This window comes from Pseudomonas arsenicoxydans (assembly GCF_900103875.1).
Lineage (GTDB): Bacteria > Pseudomonadota > Gammaproteobacteria > Pseudomonadales > Pseudomonadaceae > Aquipseudomonas > Aquipseudomonas arsenicoxydans.
In genome coordinates, this window is the sequence record NZ_LT629705.1 from 2,454,855 (window position 1) to 2,470,656 (window position 15,802).

The following is a 15,802-nucleotide window of genomic DNA, read 5'->3' on the forward strand; positions in this document are numbered from 1 at the left end:
TACGAAAGGTGGATCGGCAATCAGCCAAGGAAAGAGCGAAGTTTTTAAAGCGGGAAAAAGCCCGCCAGATTAAAAGAGGTAATGAAAAATGACAGCCAGACAAGTAAACCGCGCAAGACCCTCTAACCGCGCGGATTGTTCCGTTGAAATTGCCAACGGTGCCTCAGATAGCGACCTGATTAATATTACGGGCCATGTTATTTCCGCCATCCAAACTTCCTCCGGTTGGTCAACAGCCGTTTTAGGCTTCAAGGCGTCTATCGATGGGAGTACCGGTACGATGTATCTGGTGCGAAATTCCAACGGTGACGCCCTCACATACAACACCACGGCCAGTTCAATCGTAGCTATAGATCCCGCGCCGCTAATTGGTCTGCAAAAGCTGCAAGTCTGTAGCATGACCACAGCAGGTGTTGCCGTTAACCAAGGTGCCTTGCGTAGTTTGGTTCTTTCGCTGGCACCGGCTTACATTATTTGAGGGATTTAAGATGGACAACATCACAGGTAGCAATCCATTAATCCTTGAAGCCCATGCGGCACGCGATAAACTCGCGCTCAAAGGTGGCAATGAACAACTTGTCGCGAAGTTTGACGATTTATTGAGCAAGTCGTGTCTTCATTCCGCCGAGGCGGCGAAGTTGAGAAATCTAATTATTCGGGCAGAACAGTCATGAATCCCCGGCTGCAATTACTTCAACGCAGGATGGAACGCCAAAACCCTGAGCAGCCCCAGGCACCCGAAGGTCACGGCCTCGGCGCAGCGATTGAAAAACTGATCGCGGATGAGGTCGAGCGCCGTGTTGGCGAAGCTGTAGAACGCTCACCTAAGGTTGATCGCTTGATGCAGGGTCTCAATAAACCCAAGCCTGTCAGCGACTACCGGCAGCTTGACCCGGTGCCGAAGCCCGTGGCGCCGGCTAAAAACCGCGACATTAAGTTTTTTCGCGATGGCGCGGGCCAAGTCCAGTGGGCCCAAATCGGCGACGTAAAACTCCAGGTACAACGCGACGGTGCCGGGGTTGTGATCGGCATGCAGGAAGTGACCGAGAGTCCAATCCTGCCAGCGCCGCCAATCCCTTACATGGACGCGGCACGCGCTTACCACGACGGTGAATCGAGATGAAAATTGATTTTGACGCCGACGAAGACTCGGCCAGCCAGGCGCGGGTGCTGGTTGACGCTCTCACGACCTGGCTGGCCGAACAACCTGCCCAGGCACCGCGCCCTGCAAGGGTGGAGTTCGTCTACAGGGCTGATAACAGCTTGGATAGTGTCATCCTCGGTCCGCTGTTGAGGTCGGTGAAATGACAGCCCGGATCGGTGCACCCAAAACTGGCGGGCGTCGTAAAGGCAGCCTCGATAAAAACGAGCGTGCGCTTATCACCGGTGAAATGGCATCGGATTTGCTCGCGGTTTATCGGAAACTGGGCGGGCAAAAATGGCTACTGCAATTCGCCAAGGACTGCCCAAAGGAATTTTTGCAACAAGGGCTCAGCCGACTTTTCCCAGCGCCTCAAAAGGATGACGAAACCGGCAACACCTTTAATCAACAAATCAATTTTAACAGCCAGGATACGTTTGAAGCGGCTCGCCGGATTGCTTTCGCTATGAATGCTGGACTCGCAGCGCAGCGCGATCTGGCGATTGAGGCCGAGGTGACACCACAGCAGGCCTGTGACTGGCGCGCCCCCGTGGGCGAAGTGGCACCGCTGGTGCAGCCTGAGCCGACCGAAGACCTCGACCGCCAGCGCTGGGTTGAAGAGCTGCCACTGACACCCGAACAGCGCGCCGACCAAGCCCTGACCCGCGAGACGCGCGAATCCAGTATCGCGACTTACGCCGGTACCCCTGGTGAACAAGGTGGCTCTACCCCCAGCGCCAGCCGACAACGCGATCCACGGGCATCAGCGCGGGACAAGATGTTGGCGCGTCGACGCGATGAATTGCTATAGAGGAAAGGCCCGCTGTGAGACAATGCTATAGGGGTTACAGCGGCGAACCGGGGGTTGGGGACAGTCCGCCGCTGCCTTTGGAACCTACTTGAGTTTTTTCCTTATTTTCTCAGCCAGCTCAGTCAGCTCGGGAGAAAGTGGTTCCGGCTTGGGCTCTTCCCATCGCGACACCAGTTCGTCCTTTTTCCTCTGCTTGTAACCAGGATTCTTCTCTTCCATTTCATCATCGGTAGGCCAAGACCACCAAAAACTTAGCGCGACTAAGACAACCCCCAGCGCAGCTCCTGCCAGTGATTCCTCGATGCCCCCTCCCTTAACGTTGAACACGATGTAGGCCGCGATGCAGCCCACGACGATCACCACGAAGTGCCGAATTTTCTTTTTTGTAGAGTCTTTCACGATTCCTCCCGCATCAACTCGCGATTGCTTTCCAAGTCCGCGATCACCAGCGCACTGACGTCGATCACTTGATCGAAGAGGTCATCGCAGATTAGTTCGATGGCGACGTGCCCGAAATGGCTGCTCAGGCGCAGCCGAACGTCATTCGGCAAAGTGATGATAGAGACGACCTCGCGGCCTTGGGTGTCTTGCAGCGCTTGGGTGAGTTGCTGGCGACTGGCGATATCGAGTTTCATGGCGGTGTGCTCCGCTTTAGCAGCATTTATTAAGCGCCCTGCAATTTGGGGGAATTAAATCGGCGCTTTGTTGAGTGTAGTCCGTCATTGCCAGTGGTAGGGATGATAACGCGACAGACCACTCGTCGGCCAAATCAACACTGGGCATGCATATGCCGCAGCTTGTGCAACCATTGGTTGAACGATGCCCCTAAATAAGTACACTGCGCCGAATGGAAAAGCTGCCGCCGAAGCTGAATGTTCGCTTCTTCTGCACTACCTCAGGGAACGAACCTGTGAGGGAGTGGCTAAGCGAACAAGACAGAGAGGTCCGTCGCCTCGTAGGCACTGACATCAAAACGGTGCAAATGGGCTGGCCCATGGGCATGCCGGTCGTTCGTAAGCTGGATGAGGGTCTGTGGGAAGTGCGCACCCACATACCGAATGGTATAGCCAGAACCCTTTTCACTGTGGTCGGAAGCGACATGGTGCTTCTGCATGCCTTCATCAAGAAGTCACAGAAGACACCCGGTGTTGATTTGGTCACGGCAAAGAAACGCAAAGCTGCACTGTGAGAAAACCCATGAACAAACATATTGGCTCCGATTTCGACGACTTTCTGACTGAGCAGGGTCTCTTGGAAGAGACCTCTGCTGCCGCGCTGAAAAGGGTTATCACTTGGCAGATCCAAGAATCAATGAAGGCGCAGGGCATCAGCATATTTGCGCTGGCTAAGCGTATGCATACCAGCAGAACGCTGGTGACTCGCGTTCTGGACGCCGAAGATGCTGGCATGACCATCGCCACTTTAGCGAAAGCCGCTCGCGCTCTTGGGCAAAGTGTTGAGGTCCGACTAGTGCCGGACAAGGCGCAAAAGCCTGCGGCGAAGGAAGAAGTTGTCTGTGCCTGATCCCTCCCTGTTATGGGGGCGCCCCGACCACCGGCAGCGTATCCCCGAAGTAACCCCGACCAAAAACGACAAGGGCCTGCATCGCTGCAAGCCCTTGTTTTTTAATAAATTCTTTAGAATATCTAGTCGTTTATGACCGGACATCAAGTCCGGTTCATTGAAAATGAGAGCATCAGGCGGCGGTAAATTCTACGGGATAAGGAATCGCGGCCTGGGCCGATTGCAGTTTGCCCAGCGTTTCGCGAACGACTTCCTTGGCGAGGCATGCGCATTTTCCGCATTGGCTGGCGACGCCTGTGGCGTTACGGACTTCCTTGTAGCTGCAGCAACCTTCATAGATTGCATCGCGGATTTGACCGTCGGTGACGCCAGTGCAGAGGCAAACATACATAAGTGAAAACCGTCGCTGGTTGAGACTCAATTGCGATGGATCTTAATGTTAACGAGAATGATTGTCAAAGTGCTTTCTGAAAGCTTCGCGTTATAAATCCGCATCACTGACGAACGGTTTCCAGTAAGGCCATCGGCCAGTATCCATGCATCGGCAAATTTTCAGTCGCGTTGAAAAACCGTTAAGGACAGCTCAAATACGCCGTGTATGATGGTCGGTCCTTGCGAAGGGGGTCGTGTCACAGGGCTGTCGCCTGAGGGTGGCAGGCTGACGCGAACCCAGTTCTTCACGTTAATAGACCAGGAGATATTCAATGAGCGTACTCGTAGGCAAACAAGCCCCTGACTTCACCGTGCCGGCTGTACTGGGCAATGGCGAAATCGTAGACAGCTTCACTCTGTCCTCGGCCATCAAAGGCAAATACGGCCTGGTGTTCTTCTACCCACTGGACTTCACCTTCGTTTGCCCGTCCGAGCTGATCGCTCTGGACAACCGCATGGCGGACTTCAAGGCACGTAACGTTGAAGTGGTCGCAGTGTCGATCGATTCGCACTTCACTCACAACGCCTGGCGCAACACCCCGGTGAACAATGGCGGTATCGGCCAGGTTCGTTACACCATGGCTGCCGACATGAAGCACGAAATCGCCAAGGCCTACGACGTTGAGTCCGAAGGCGGCGTGGCATTCCGTGGCGCGTTCCTGATCGACGACAAAGGTGTTGTTCGCTCGCAGATCATCAACGACCTGCCACTGGGCCGTAACATGGAAGAGCTGATCCGTCTGGTTGACGCACTGCAATTCCACGAAGAGCACGGCGAAGTTTGCCCTGCCAACTGGAAAAAAGGCGACAAAGGCATGAACGCTTCGCCAGAAGGCGTTGCTGCTTACCTGACCGAGAACGCTGCTGCGCTGTAAGCACGTTTGAGGCATAAAAAAACCGGCCGTTGAGGCCGGTTTTTTTATGGGCGGGATAAACCGGCGACAAGGATCAGTCGTTGAAGTCTTCCCAGCCGCCCATTTGTTTCCAGCGATTGACGATGCCGCAGAACAGCTCGGCGGTCTTTTCGGTGTCGTAGCGAGCCGAGTGAGCCTCGCGACCGTCGAAGTCGATGTCGGCTGCCTGACAGGCCTTGGCCAGTACGGTTTGACCGTAAGCCAGACCGGCAAGGGTCGCGGTATCGAAACTGGAGAACGGATGGAACGGGTTGCGTTTCATGTCCAGGCGCGCGACAGCGGCATTGAGGAAACCCAGATCGAAGCTGCTGTTGTGCCCGACCAGAATCGCCCGTTTGCAGCCGTTGGCTTTCAGGGCCTTGCGGATGCCTCGAAAGATATCGGTCAAGGCGGCTTCTTCGCTCACCGCCATGCGCAGCGGGTGATCGAGTTTGATCCCGGTGAATTCCAGCGCGGCCGCTTCGATGTTCGCGCCTTCAAAAGGCTCTACACGAAAGAAATAGGTGTGATCGGGGTACACAAAACCTTTTTCGTCCATGGCGATGGTGGTTGCAGCAATTTCCAGCAGGGCGTCGGTGGCCGAGTTGAAACCACCGGTTTCTACGTCGACGACGACCGGCAGGTAGCCACGGAATCTGGCAGCCATTGGATGACGAGGACCGCCTCCACCGCCTTGACCGTCCTGTTCGTCGTCGAAATGGTCTTCACTCACGCGTGTTCCTCCAGCAGGCGCCAGCGCAGTTTTTCACCGGCGCGCAGCGGGATGACAGTCAGCTCGCCGAAAGGCAGGCTGGTTGGGGCGGTCCACTCATCGCGGACCAGGGTAATGCGATCGGTGTTCACCGGCAGGCCGTAGAAACGCGGGCCGTTGAGGCTGGCGAACGCTTCGAGCTTGTCCAGCGCGTTGCGCTGTTCGAAGGCTTCGGCATACATCTCGATGGCGGCGTATGCCGTGTAGCAACCGGCACAGCCGCAGGCGGCTTCCTTGGCGTGCTGGGCATGAGGCGCCGAGTCGGTGCCGAGGAAGAACTTGTCGCTGCCGCTGGTGGCGGCATCGAGCAGCGCTTCCTGGTGGGTGTTGCGCTTGAGGATCGGCAGGCAATAGAAGTGCGGCCGAATCCCGCCCACCAGCATGTGGTTGCGGTTGTACAGCAGGTGATGGGCGGTGATGGTTGCGCCAACATTGGCCGAAGCCTCGTTGACGAACTGCACGGCGTCGGCGGTGGTGATGTGTTCGAACACCACTTTGAGCGTCGGGAAACGCTCGACCACACGACGCATGTGCTCATCGATGAACAGTTTTTCGCGATCGAACACGTCGACATCGCTACGGGTGACTTCGCCGTGAATCAGCAAGGGCATCCCGACCTCGGCCATGGCCTCGAGTGCAGGGAAGATCTTGTCGATACTGGTGACGCCAGAGTCCGAATTGGTGGTCGCGCCGGCCGGGTACAGCTTGGCGGCGTAGACGAAACCGCTGGCCTTGGCCTCGCGAATTTCTTCGGGCTGGGTACGGTCGGTCAGGTACAGCACCATCAACGGTTCGAAGCGACTGCCAGCCGGGCGTGCAGCGAGAATCCGCTGTCGATAGCCATCGGCTTCAGCGGCGTTACGCACCGGAGGTACCAGGTTGGGCATGATGATGGCGCGGCCAAAGGTGCGCGCAACATCGGCAACGGTATTGGTCAACACAGCACCATCGCGAAGATGGATATGCCAGTCGTCGGGACGCAGCAGGGTCAGGCGGTCGGACATGAGGGGATTCCAGGCGGGTCAAACTAGGGGGAATGCTACCGGAAAAGACTCTTCCAGGCACTCGCTATCAAGTTTTGAAGGAAGCTTCCGATATCCAGTAGTACGCCGTAAACATGCGTGTGTCGGTCTTTTTTGTTGTAGAAGCCAGTGGAGCCTCCCGTGCGCCAGCGTTATTTAGCCTTGCTCAGTGTGTTTGCCAGCCTTCCCGCAATGGCGCTCACTTTCCAGACGCGTCTGGAGAGCATCGAGTGGACGGTCGAAGGTGACAAGTTCGAATGCCGCCTGAGTCAGCCGATCACCGATTTCGGGTCGGGTGAGTTCGTGCGCCGTGCTGGCGAGCAGGCGACGTTTCGCCTCAAATCCTACAACGCGATGATCGGCGGCGGTTCCGCGACGCTGCTGGCAGCGGCTGCGCCTTGGCAACCGGGACGTGGCGACATCAACCTGGGGTCGGTGCGAATCGGCAGTGGCAATGTGCTATTCAACAGTTCGCAAGTTCAGGCCGGGCGCCTGATCAGCGGATTGATGGACGGCCGCAGCCCGGTCATCCGGCATTCCTCCGGTGACGGTCGTGTGTCTGAGGTGCGCCTGTTGCCTGTGAAGTTCAGCAAGGCTTTCAACGACTACCAGGGTTGCGTCGCAAAATTGCTGCCGAAGAATTTCGAACAGGTCAAACAGTCCGAAATCGGGTTCCCGGGTGAAGGGGTTGATCTCGACGCACAGGGCAAGGCCCAGTTGCAGGTGATGCTGGAGTTCATGAAGGCCGATCCGACGGTCAATCACATCGAACTCGACGGGCACTCCGACAACAGCGGCAATCGCCTGACCAACCGCGAATTGTCACGCCGTCGGGCGTTGGCGGTGATGGACTTTTTCAAGGCCAATGGCATTCAGGAATCGCAGATCACCCTGCGTTTCCACGGTGAGCGTTACCCTGTGGCACCGAACACCAGCCCCGCCAACCGCGCGAAGAATCGCCGGGTCGCGGTGCGCCTGGAGCGGGTGGCCCCAACCGATAAAGTGGCGCCTCAAGTCGCGACACCGGGCAGCGCTGCAACGACCTCCTGAACCTGCTGAAATCGTCGCTCGCTCGACATAATCTGTCGCTTCGTCGTCATAAGCTGTCGCGCCTCTGTAAATTATTTCGTATGACCGGTAGACTTGACGGCTTTCCGTAGAACCCCGTGGAGTGATGGCATGGCGGACGTAAACAAGGTCGTTCTGGCGTATTCCGGCGGCCTGGACACTTCGGTGATCCTCAAGTGGCTGCAGGATACTTATAACTGTGAAGTCGTGACCTTCACCGCTGACCTGGGTCAGGGCGAAGAGGTCGAACCTGCACGCGCCAAGGCACAAGCCATGGGCGTCAAAGAGATCTACATCGACGACTTGCGCGAAGAGTTCGTGCGCGATTTCGTTTTCCCGATGTTCCGCGCCAACACCGTTTACGAAGGCGAGTACCTGCTGGGTACTTCCATCGCTCGTCCGTTGATCGCCAAACGCCTGATCGAAATCGCCAACGAAACCGGTGCTGACGCCATTTCCCACGGCGCTACCGGCAAAGGTAACGATCAGGTTCGTTTCGAACTCGGTGCCTACGCCTTGAAACCAGGCGTAAAAGTGATTGCTCCGTGGCGCGAATGGGACTTGCTGTCCCGTGAAAAGCTGATGGATTACGCTGAGAAGCACAACATCCCGATCGAGCGTCACGGCAAGAAAAAATCCCCGTACTCGATGGATGCCAACCTGCTGCACATCTCCTATGAAGGCGGCGTGCTGGAAGACACCTGGACCGAGCACGAAGAAGACATGTGGAAATGGACCGTCTCTCCGGAGAAGGCTCCAGACAAGGCGCAGTACCTGGAACTGACCTACCGCAACGGCGACATCGTGGCACTGGACGGCGTCGAAATGACCCCGGCCACCGTGCTGGCGACCCTGAACCGTATCGGTGGCGAACACGGTATCGGCCGTCTCGACATCGTCGAGAACCGTTACGTGGGCATGAAGTCCCGCGGCTGCTACGAAACCCCTGGCGGCACCATCATGCTGCGCGCTCACCGTGCGATCGAATCGATCACCCTGGACCGTGAAGTGGCTCACCTCAAAGACGAGCTGATGCCTAAATACGCCAGCCTGATCTACACCGGTTACTGGTGGAGCCCTGAGCGTCTGATGCTGCAACAGATGATCGATGCGTCCCAGGCACACGTGAACGGCGTTGTGCGCCTGAAGCTGTACAAGGGCAACGTGATCGTCACCGGCCGCAAGTCCGACGAATCGTTGTTCGATGCCAACATCGCGACCTTCGAAGAAGACGGCGGCGCCTACAACCAGGCCGACGCGGCGGGCTTCATCAAGCTCAACGCCTTGCGTATGCGCATTGCTGCCAACAAAGGCCGCAAGCTGTTCTGAGGCCTTTGAAGTCGTAATAGGAATGTGGCCTTGTCGATGACAAGGCCACATTGCTGAAAGGGGGGATGTTCCTGCCTGACATGCGATTTGACGTTCTATTTGTTGCTCATACCTCCTTGCGTTTCTCCCAATTGCTCTTCCAGAGCATCGCCTGCTGCTGTGGGAATAAATCCTCAGCCCACCGTCGTCACCTCACGTGAACTCAAATTGTAAGCAACACAGAACGTTGTACCGTGACGCTTTCTGGATTGCTTTGGGTGCTTGAGCGCGCTTTCCTTCAGAAAATCCTCCGAGTCGGCATTGGTGATAAACACGATCAGTTGCTCAGGTTTTTCCTGCTGTTGCTGGACCTTCTCCATCAGGTTGTTGAATTCCGTTTTTCTGCACATGACTCGTGTATCAATGATGTGTAGATCCTGTGCCCGCATAGGCAAGCGCAGGTAGTGGTTCACCCAATGTTCGGGAGGGTGTTCTACAGTGCTGTTCTGCGGTTGATCAGCGTTGCCCATGACTTTTATGAAGTGCTTTCCTTTCTCGAAATCAGACGGCGCATAAAGCGATCGATAATTGAAGTTGAGTGTGGCAAAGAAAAGAAAGAGCAAATAAAAGGGGAAGCTGATAAGGAACCAGATATAAATCTCTCGCTCCTTATTGGCGAGAAAGGGAAGGGATACAGCCGCTGACGTTTCAGACAGTGCTGCAAATATCGCGATAATTGTCATGGGGTTGGTAATTTTTCTCTTGGGTTTTATCATGTTGAGCGCTCATGAATGATGTCTTTTTCTCGATTGTTTAGAGGGTTTTTAAAGAGCTTTTATTTAGTGTGGTGTTGTTGGGTAATGGGTGTGGAAGTTCCTCGTTATAAGGGTTTTCAGTAAGTAGTTATAGTAGCTGTGTTGAACTTGAATAAGGTATGGGTGGGGTTGTTGTTTTAATCAGTGTTGAGTTTGTTTTTGTTTCCGGCGTGGTGCTGGGTATGAGCTTTTTTACTGAAAGTAACGCAGGTGCAGGCATTGGGTGCTGCGTTGAACCCAGACGCCTCGCGGGCTGGTTGATTTCAAGCGTAGCTCAATCGCTGGCCCTCGTATGACCAAATGGACCGTATCGGGTCGCTTGTTTTCAGATGTGTATCGATACAAAAAAAATTGAAACGTAGCACGTACGCGGGTCAATAAAATTTAAGACACACAGTAATCTCAAGATTCTTGTAAGACTTCTCCTGCTTTTTTGTAGGGAATGTCTCTCGGTGTGGGTGGCCGAGGGGGGCGGCATGCCATGTCTGAAACGACTAGGCTATTGTGCGGGCTCTAAAAATTCGAACAGCGAAAATTGGACTGCCCATGAATAAAGTGCTGATCGTGGATGATCACCCCGTCATTCGTCTCGCGGTACGTATGCTAATGGAGCGACATGGCTACGAGGTCATTGCAGAAACAGATAATGGCGTGGATGCATTACAACTTGCCCGCGAACTTATGCCGGATATTGTCATTCTGGATATTGGAATACCGAAACTGGATGGATTGGAAGTCATTGCGCGCCTTACCTCAACGGCGATGCCCCTTAAAGTGCTGATACTGACTTCTCAGGCGCCTGGGCATTTCTCAATGCGTTGCATGCAGTCAGGGGCCGCCGGGTATGTTTGCAAACAGCAGGATCTCACTGAGTTGCTCAGTGCAATAAAGGCAGTACTGTCAGGCTACAGTTACTTTCCCAATCAGGCGTTGCATACCGTGCGCTCAAGTCTTGGCAATGCCAGTGAGGCGGACATGGTGGATCGTCTGTCGGGGCGCGAGATGATGGTGTTGCAACAGCTGGCCCGAGGAAAGACCAACAAGGAGATTGCCGATGGCATGTTTCTCAGCAATAAAACCGTCAGTACTTACAAGACCCGCCTGTTGTTGAAACTCAATGCTCGCTCCCTGGTCGATCTGATCGAATTGGCTCAACGCAATGGTCTGGTATGAGTGCGCCAGCGTTTGACGAACCACGATGAAAGGACTGCCTGCAGGATCGGCACCTAGTAAAAAGCCTCCGTTTCGGGAGGCTTTTAGGTGTCATAGATCAAAATCGTAATCGGCCAATTGCTTTTGCAGTCGGCGCTCCTCCAGCAGATTGTCGATGGTACGGCGTTTGCTCAGGTTGGTCTTTGCCACTTCAACCACCGGTTCAGCGTCATCGGCCTCAACGGGTGTGAAGTCGTCTTCTACGTCCAATTGCTCTTTGCCAGTGCTCATAGGTTAACTCCAGGCTAAGACTGCCTTTGGCGCTCCTTATATCGACAATCGACCTGCGGGTAAAAAAGATTTTTTCAATCGGTATATCAATAAATCTAATAGTGCCTCAATCGTCCGAGGTCTTTGCCTTGTATTCGCATAAATCCTCGATCCGGCAACTGCCGCAGCGAGGCTTGCGGGCCAGGCAGACGTAGCGTCCGTGCAGGATCAACCAGTGATGGGCGTCGAGCAGGTATTGCTTGGGCACGAACTTCATCAGTTTCTGCTCCACCTCGACAACGTTCTTGCCGGGTGCAATACCTGTGCGATTGCTGACGCGGAAAATGTGGGTATCGACCGCCATGGTCAACTGACGAAAAGCGGTATTGAGTACGACGTTGGCGGTCTTGCGACCCACACCGGGCAGCGCTTCCAGTTCCTCGCGGGTTTGCGGCACTTCACCGCCGTGGCGCTCTACCAGCAAACGACAGGTTTCGATCACGTTTTTCGCTTTGCTGTTGTACAGGCCGATGGTCTTGATGTATTCCGAAAGTCCCTCGACCCCCAAGGCATAAATCGCCGCCGGTGTATTGGCCACCGGGTAGAGTTTGGCGGTGGCCTTGTTGACGCCGACATCGGTCGACTGGGCCGACAGAATCACCGCAATCAGCAATTCGAACGGCGAGGAATACGCCAGTTCGGTCTTCGGTTCCGGGTTGTCTTCGTGAAACCTGCGGAAAATTTCCAGACGTTTTGCGGCATTCATGGGCGGTGCGTTTCCTCGAAGGCAATCAAAGTGAAGAGGTCGAGCGGAGACAGGCCTGGCGTGCGGCGATCAACAGTCCCAGCAGAATGAAGCCGCCGGGGGCCAGCGTTGCCAGGTGCAGTCCACTGTCGCCGATGAATCCGCGCAGCAGGCCAAGGCCCAGCATCAGCGCGCCAAACCACCCGCACAAGCGCAGGCGATCCCGCCGGGACTCCTGGAAAAAACCATTGTGTTCCAACACGACGCATTGCAAGGCAATCAACCCGGGATAGACGCCTGCGTGCTGATGCCATTGAAGCGACCAGACCTGTGCGCCAAGTTCCGCGCAAGCGGTCAACGTGGCCGCCAACACGACGCTGGCCAGCAAACGGGTGGACGGCACCAGTCGTGGTCGCAGCACGACCATCACGAGGCCGTAGACGGTGGTTACCACGACAAACATCAGCCACAGGCTCAGAGCGTTTGCCCAGGCATCGGTGGCGCCGATCAGTGGCGCCAGCATCAGTGAGTTTTGCAGCGTCGATGACTTATTCATGAGCGCTACTCCCGATCAGCTGTTGTGCGTGTTCATCAAAGTAGCGCAGGGCCTCATGGATGGCGCTGATCACGGCCCTTGAAGTGATGGTTGCGCCCGCGATCTGATCGAATTGTCCCTGGTCTTTTTTCAAGGCCCAGCCCGTATCGCCAGGTTCGGTTCGAGACTTGCCGGTAAATCCCTCAAGCCAGGCATTGGGCCGCTCGGCAATCTTGCCGCCCAGCCCCGGGGTTTCCGATTGCTTGAGGGTTTTGACCCCCAGTAACTTGCCGTTGGTGCCGATCGCGATCAGCAACTCGATGGAGCCTTCGTAGCCCACTGTCTGGCTGCGCAGCAACACCGCGCTCGGTTGTCCGGCCTTGGTCGCCAGGTAGCCGCCCAAGAGCTTGCTGTTGCTCAGCTCGATGTTGTCGAGGGGCAGCGGCTGTTCCAGCGGTTGATTGTCGTAGCTTCCCGGTGGCAGCAGGTCCAGCACGTTCCGGCTGTCGATCAATCGTTGTGCAGCGGTTATGCGAGGTGCGCTGGCGTGTTGCACGAGGTACGTCGCGCCAATCCCCAGGCCTGCCAGCAGCACCAGCATCACAACGCTTGTCGCTCGGTTCATGGTGCAACGCGCTCCTGCCTGGACGCGACAAACCGCTCCAGCGCCGGTACGCAGAGGTTCATCAACAACACCGCAAAGGCCACGCCGTCCGGATAACCGCCCCAGGTACGAATCAGGTAGGTCAGCAGTCCCGCGCCGGCGCCGAACAGCAGGCGCGCACCGGGGCTTTTCGCGCCGGACACCGGCTCTGTGACAATGAAGAATGCACCGAGCATGGTCGCGCCAGTGAGCAGGTGAAACAGTGGCGAGCCATGGGAGTCGGAGCCCGAACCGTTCCAGCACAGCAGGCTGATGATGAACAGGCTGGCGAGCATGCCGACAGGCGCATGCCAGCTGAATACCCGCCGTTGCAGCAGAAACGCGCCGCCGGCCAGAAAAGCCAGGTTGACCCATTCCACGCCACGGCCGCCAAAATGGCCGAAGGCCGGGTTGCCGGCGAATAGTTCGTCCATGGTCAGGCTTTTATTGATCCGCAGACTGTCCAGTGCGGTGGCCTGGACCCAGGCATCCGGCGTCTGGCTGAAGCTGAAACCGAAGACCTGTTGCAAACCACCGAGCAGGTCCATGCCGTGTGACGATGGCCAAAGGGTCATCTGCTGGGGAAAGGCCACCAGGACAAAGGCAAAACCGAGCATTGCCGGGTTGAACGGGTTCTTGCCGACGCCGCCATACACATGTTTACCCGACAGCGCGAACGCTGCAGCACTGACCGTCAGCCACCACGGGCAGTAAGGCGGTAAGGCCACCGTCAGCAACGTCGCGCTGACCAGGGCGCTGCCGTCGATCAAGGTCGGTTGCAGGGGGCGCTTGCGCAGCTGCAACACCGCAGCTTCTACGGTCAGCGCTGCCACGCTCGCCAGGATCAGGTTGATCAACACGCCCCAGCCATACAGCCAGAACAACGCCAGCAGGCCCGGCACGGTGGCCAGCAATACCAGCTTCATGGCCTGCTGAAGGCGTTCGTCCACCGATTCAAGGGGTGACATAGGCCTCCAGCTGACGCTCGGCTTCCTTCACCGCCAGTTCCAGTGTCTGGATCTGTTCTGCCGCTGCTTCGCCGGTTTGCGCTTTCTTGAGTTCGGCGCGGCGCATGGCCAACTGGATCTTTGCCCGATTTAACTCTGCATTTTTCGCTGGAACGGCCGGCGTGATTGGCGCTGGCGGTGCAGTGCTTTCCAGTGTCGCCAACGCCTGTTCGGCTGCCTCGAACTGTTGTTGCAAGACGATCAACTGCGACTGCTGCTCGAAGGTCGGTGGATGCCCGAACGCCTTGAGTGACTTGTTCAGTTGCGCACGACTCATCGCCACATCGATCTTGGCTTTTTTCACTGCCGCATCGATGTTCGCCGCTTTCTGTGCACGCACTCGCTCAAGCGCCGCCTGCACCGGATCAAGCGCTGCCACTTCAGTTTGCGGCGCAGCGCGTTGAGCACGGGCCTGACGTTCAGCGAGTTTGTGTTCTTCTTCACGACGCAGGCGAGCATTTCGCTGTTCGAAACGGTGGCGTGCGTGATTGCGCTTGGCGGCGCGAGCTCGCTGTTCATCGAGGCTGACCGCCAGGCCGCCGACAATCGGCAGCACCGTGGCAATCGGCAGCGGGTGCATCTCGATGCAATCCACTGGGCAGGGCGCGACGCAGAGGTCGCAACCGGTGCACTCGTCGACGATCACCGTGTGCATCAACTTGGCCGCGCCGACGATGGCGTCCACCGGGCAGGCCTGGATGCACTTGGTGCAACCGATGCACTCGGCTTCGCGAATATAGGCGATCTGCGCCGGGGCCGAGCCGCGGCTGACGTCCAGCTCCAGCACCGGCACTTTCAGCAGGTCGGCCAGGGCCGCAATGGTTTCGCTGCCGCCCGGCGGGCACTTGTTGATCGGTTCGCCGCTGGCAATGCCTTCGGCGTAGGGCTTGCATCCGGGGTGGCCGCACTTGCCGCACTGGGTCTGGGGCAAGAGGGCGTCGATGCGTTGAATCAGACTCATGTTTTGATCAGTCCGCTGAATCCGAGAAAAGCCACTGCCATCAGTCCGGCGCCGATCAACTCGATCGGCAGGCCGCGAAAGGGCAGGGGAACATCGTTATCGAGTGTGCGTTGGCGCAAGTCGCTGAACAGACTCAGCACCAGCCAGAAGCCCAGCCCGGCACCGAGGCTCAGAGCTGTGGCGTGGAAAAAACCGTGGTCGGCCTGGGCGTTGAGCAAGGTCAGGCCAAGCACGCCGGCATTACCCAGCAGCAGAAGCCAGAGGCCATCGAACGAACGCTTGGGAAGTAATCGTGAAAGCAGCTTCAGCAGCGGACCGGCCAGCAACACGCTCAACGGCAGGAACACGAACAGATGCAGCGACGTCAGTTCCAGCGGGACCAGCAGCCAGTGATAGGCCGAGTAGCCCAGGACGCCGACTATCAGCATCAGGCACGTCGTCGCAATGCCCAGGGCATGAACTCTTTCACGCTCGCTGCCCAATAGCGGATCGACGCCCAGCGGCCAGTGCAACACGAGGTTGTTGATCAGGGCAGCGCTGATAAGCGTAAAAACAAATTCAGTCATGATCGTGCCGGCAAGAACGGGGCTTTTAAACGCGGCGGTCTAAAAAGCTTAGGCATTATCCGGCAAGGATGGAGGGTGGGCCAGATATGAAAATCCCACAGTCGTGTCACGCACGACTGTGGGATCGGTTTAGCCGC

24 protein-coding genes are annotated in these 15,802 nt (G+C 56.7%); 11 read left to right on the plus strand and 13 right to left on the minus strand.

Annotated elements, in window-relative coordinates:
• Nucleotides 1-88: 88 nt before the first annotated feature.
• The 5 genes from BLQ41_RS30460 to BLQ41_RS30465 all read left to right on the plus strand — a co-directional run bounded on the left by BLQ41_RS30460 (nt 89) and on the right by BLQ41_RS30465 (nt 1,952).
• Entirely contained in the window at nt 89-478 is a 390-nt protein-coding gene (locus tag BLQ41_RS30460; RefSeq protein ID WP_157695010.1) for a hypothetical protein, read from the plus strand.
• A 10-nt stretch (nt 479-488) separates the two neighbouring features.
• Nucleotides 489-674 carry a hypothetical protein gene (locus BLQ41_RS11320; RefSeq protein ID WP_090180735.1) on the plus strand — a complete coding sequence of 62 codons (186 nt, stop codon included), beginning with the start codon at nt 489-491 and terminating at the stop codon, nt 672-674.
• A complete protein-coding gene (locus BLQ41_RS11325; RefSeq protein WP_157695011.1) occupies nt 671-1,123 on the plus strand; it encodes a hypothetical protein in 453 nt (150 codons plus the stop codon). The genes BLQ41_RS11320 and BLQ41_RS11325 overlap by 4 nt, the downstream gene beginning before the upstream one ends.
• Entirely contained in the window at nt 1,120-1,308 is a 189-nt protein-coding gene (locus BLQ41_RS11330) for a hypothetical protein (protein ID WP_197678924.1), read from the plus strand. The genes BLQ41_RS11325 and BLQ41_RS11330 overlap by 4 nt, the downstream gene beginning before the upstream one ends.
• 299 nt (nt 1,309-1,607) lie before the next feature.
• Nucleotides 1,608-1,952: a hypothetical protein gene (locus BLQ41_RS30465; RefSeq protein ID WP_157695012.1), complete on the plus strand. Its 345-nt coding sequence runs from the start codon at nt 1,608-1,610 to the stop codon at nt 1,950-1,952.
• An 84-nt stretch (nt 1,953-2,036) separates the two neighbouring features.
• Here the strand turns inward: BLQ41_RS30465 and BLQ41_RS11340 are convergent, their stop codons facing one another.
• Both BLQ41_RS11340 and BLQ41_RS11345 read right to left on the minus strand, forming a co-directional pair.
• On the minus strand, nt 2,037-2,351 hold the full coding sequence (locus BLQ41_RS11340) for a hypothetical protein (RefSeq protein WP_090180746.1): 315 nt from the start codon (nt 2,349-2,351) through the stop codon (nt 2,037-2,039).
• Nucleotides 2,348-2,587 carry a hypothetical protein gene (locus BLQ41_RS11345; protein ID WP_090180748.1) on the minus strand — a complete coding sequence of 80 codons (240 nt, stop codon included), beginning with the start codon at nt 2,585-2,587 and terminating at the stop codon, nt 2,348-2,350. Before BLQ41_RS11345 ends, BLQ41_RS11340 begins: the two co-directional genes overlap by 4 nt.
• A gap of 212 nt (nt 2,588-2,799) precedes the next feature.
• Here BLQ41_RS11345 and BLQ41_RS11350 point away from each other — a divergent pair, with 212 nt between their 5' ends.
• Both BLQ41_RS11350 and BLQ41_RS11355 read left to right on the plus strand, forming a co-directional pair.
• The gene (locus tag BLQ41_RS11350; RefSeq protein ID WP_090180751.1) at nt 2,800-3,141 is read left to right on the plus strand and encodes a type II toxin-antitoxin system RelE/ParE family toxin; all 342 of its coding nucleotides are present in this window, start codon (nt 2,800-2,802) and stop codon (nt 3,139-3,141) included.
• Between the two features lie 8 nt (nt 3,142-3,149).
• Nucleotides 3,150-3,476, plus strand: coding sequence for a helix-turn-helix domain-containing protein (locus tag BLQ41_RS11355; RefSeq protein WP_090180754.1), 327 nt, complete (start codon nt 3,150-3,152; stop codon nt 3,474-3,476).
• Between the two features lie 172 nt (nt 3,477-3,648).
• Here the strand turns inward: BLQ41_RS11355 and BLQ41_RS11360 are convergent, their stop codons facing one another.
• On the minus strand, nt 3,649-3,867 hold the full coding sequence (locus BLQ41_RS11360) for a bacterioferritin-associated ferredoxin (protein ID WP_090180756.1): 219 nt from the start codon (nt 3,865-3,867) through the stop codon (nt 3,649-3,651).
• A gap of 313 nt (nt 3,868-4,180) precedes the next feature.
• Here BLQ41_RS11360 and BLQ41_RS11365 point away from each other — a divergent pair, with 313 nt between their 5' ends.
• Nucleotides 4,181-4,783, plus strand: a complete 603-nt coding sequence (locus tag BLQ41_RS11365; protein ID WP_090180759.1) for a peroxiredoxin — start codon at nt 4,181-4,183, stop codon at nt 4,781-4,783.
• Between the two features lie 73 nt (nt 4,784-4,856).
• Here the strand turns inward: BLQ41_RS11365 and rnt are convergent, their stop codons facing one another.
• Together rnt and pyrC are read right to left on the minus strand one after the other, a co-directional pair.
• A complete protein-coding gene (gene rnt, locus BLQ41_RS11370; protein WP_027922845.1) occupies nt 4,857-5,534 on the minus strand; it encodes a ribonuclease T in 678 nt (225 codons plus the stop codon).
• Nucleotides 5,531-6,577: a dihydroorotase gene (gene pyrC, locus BLQ41_RS11375; protein WP_090180762.1), complete on the minus strand. Its 1,047-nt coding sequence runs from the start codon at nt 6,575-6,577 to the stop codon at nt 5,531-5,533. The genes rnt and pyrC overlap by 4 nt, the downstream gene beginning before the upstream one ends.
• A gap of 159 nt (nt 6,578-6,736) precedes the next feature.
• Between pyrC and BLQ41_RS11380 the strand changes: the two genes are divergently transcribed.
• Both BLQ41_RS11380 and BLQ41_RS11385 read left to right on the plus strand, forming a co-directional pair.
• Nucleotides 6,737-7,645, plus strand: coding sequence for a flagellar protein MotY (locus BLQ41_RS11380; protein WP_090180765.1), 909 nt, complete (start codon nt 6,737-6,739; stop codon nt 7,643-7,645).
• A 129-nt stretch (nt 7,646-7,774) separates the two neighbouring features.
• Entirely contained in the window at nt 7,775-8,992 is a 1,218-nt protein-coding gene (locus BLQ41_RS11385; protein ID WP_007898502.1) for an argininosuccinate synthase, read from the plus strand.
• Nucleotides 8,993-9,165: 173 nt separating this feature from the next.
• Here BLQ41_RS11385 and BLQ41_RS11390 read toward each other — a convergent pair whose 3' ends face one another.
• Nucleotides 9,166-9,747 carry a hypothetical protein gene (locus BLQ41_RS11390; protein WP_090180768.1) on the minus strand — a complete coding sequence of 194 codons (582 nt, stop codon included), beginning with the start codon at nt 9,745-9,747 and terminating at the stop codon, nt 9,166-9,168.
• 585 nt (nt 9,748-10,332) lie between these two features.
• On the opposite strand from BLQ41_RS11390, the gene BLQ41_RS11395 reads away from it, so the two are divergent.
• Nucleotides 10,333-10,959, plus strand: a complete 627-nt coding sequence (locus BLQ41_RS11395; RefSeq protein ID WP_007943575.1) for a response regulator transcription factor — start codon at nt 10,333-10,335, stop codon at nt 10,957-10,959.
• A 90-nt stretch (nt 10,960-11,049) separates the two neighbouring features.
• On the opposite strand, the gene BLQ41_RS11400 is transcribed toward BLQ41_RS11395, so the two are convergent.
• From BLQ41_RS11400 to BLQ41_RS11430, 7 genes are all read right to left on the minus strand, one after another.
• Nucleotides 11,050-11,229, minus strand: a complete 180-nt coding sequence (locus tag BLQ41_RS11400) for a PA3496 family putative envelope integrity protein (protein WP_007898493.1) — start codon at nt 11,227-11,229, stop codon at nt 11,050-11,052.
• A gap of 106 nt (nt 11,230-11,335) precedes the next feature.
• Complete coding sequence (gene nth / locus BLQ41_RS11405; protein ID WP_090180771.1) at nt 11,336-11,974, minus strand: endonuclease III; 639 nt, start codon at nt 11,972-11,974, stop codon at nt 11,336-11,338.
• A 25-nt stretch (nt 11,975-11,999) separates the two neighbouring features.
• The gene (locus BLQ41_RS11410) at nt 12,000-12,509 is read right to left on the minus strand and encodes an Rnf-Nqr domain containing protein (RefSeq protein ID WP_090180774.1); all 510 of its coding nucleotides are present in this window, start codon (nt 12,507-12,509) and stop codon (nt 12,000-12,002) included.
• Nucleotides 12,502-13,113, minus strand: a complete 612-nt coding sequence (locus BLQ41_RS11415) for an RnfABCDGE type electron transport complex subunit G (protein ID WP_090180777.1) — start codon at nt 13,111-13,113, stop codon at nt 12,502-12,504. The genes BLQ41_RS11410 and BLQ41_RS11415 overlap by 8 nt, the downstream gene beginning before the upstream one ends.
• Nucleotides 13,110-14,099 carry an RnfABCDGE type electron transport complex subunit D gene (locus BLQ41_RS11420; protein ID WP_090180779.1) on the minus strand — a complete coding sequence of 330 codons (990 nt, stop codon included), beginning with the start codon at nt 14,097-14,099 and terminating at the stop codon, nt 13,110-13,112. Before BLQ41_RS11420 ends, BLQ41_RS11415 begins: the two co-directional genes overlap by 4 nt.
• Nucleotides 14,086-15,099, minus strand: coding sequence for an electron transport complex subunit RsxB (gene rsxB / locus BLQ41_RS11425; protein WP_090180782.1), 1,014 nt, complete (start codon nt 15,097-15,099; stop codon nt 14,086-14,088). The genes BLQ41_RS11420 and rsxB overlap by 14 nt, the downstream gene beginning before the upstream one ends.
• On the minus strand, nt 15,096-15,665 hold the full coding sequence (locus BLQ41_RS11430) for an Rnf-Nqr domain containing protein (RefSeq protein WP_090180786.1): 570 nt from the start codon (nt 15,663-15,665) through the stop codon (nt 15,096-15,098). The genes rsxB and BLQ41_RS11430 overlap by 4 nt, the downstream gene beginning before the upstream one ends.
• Nucleotides 15,666-15,802 lie beyond the last annotated feature (137 nt).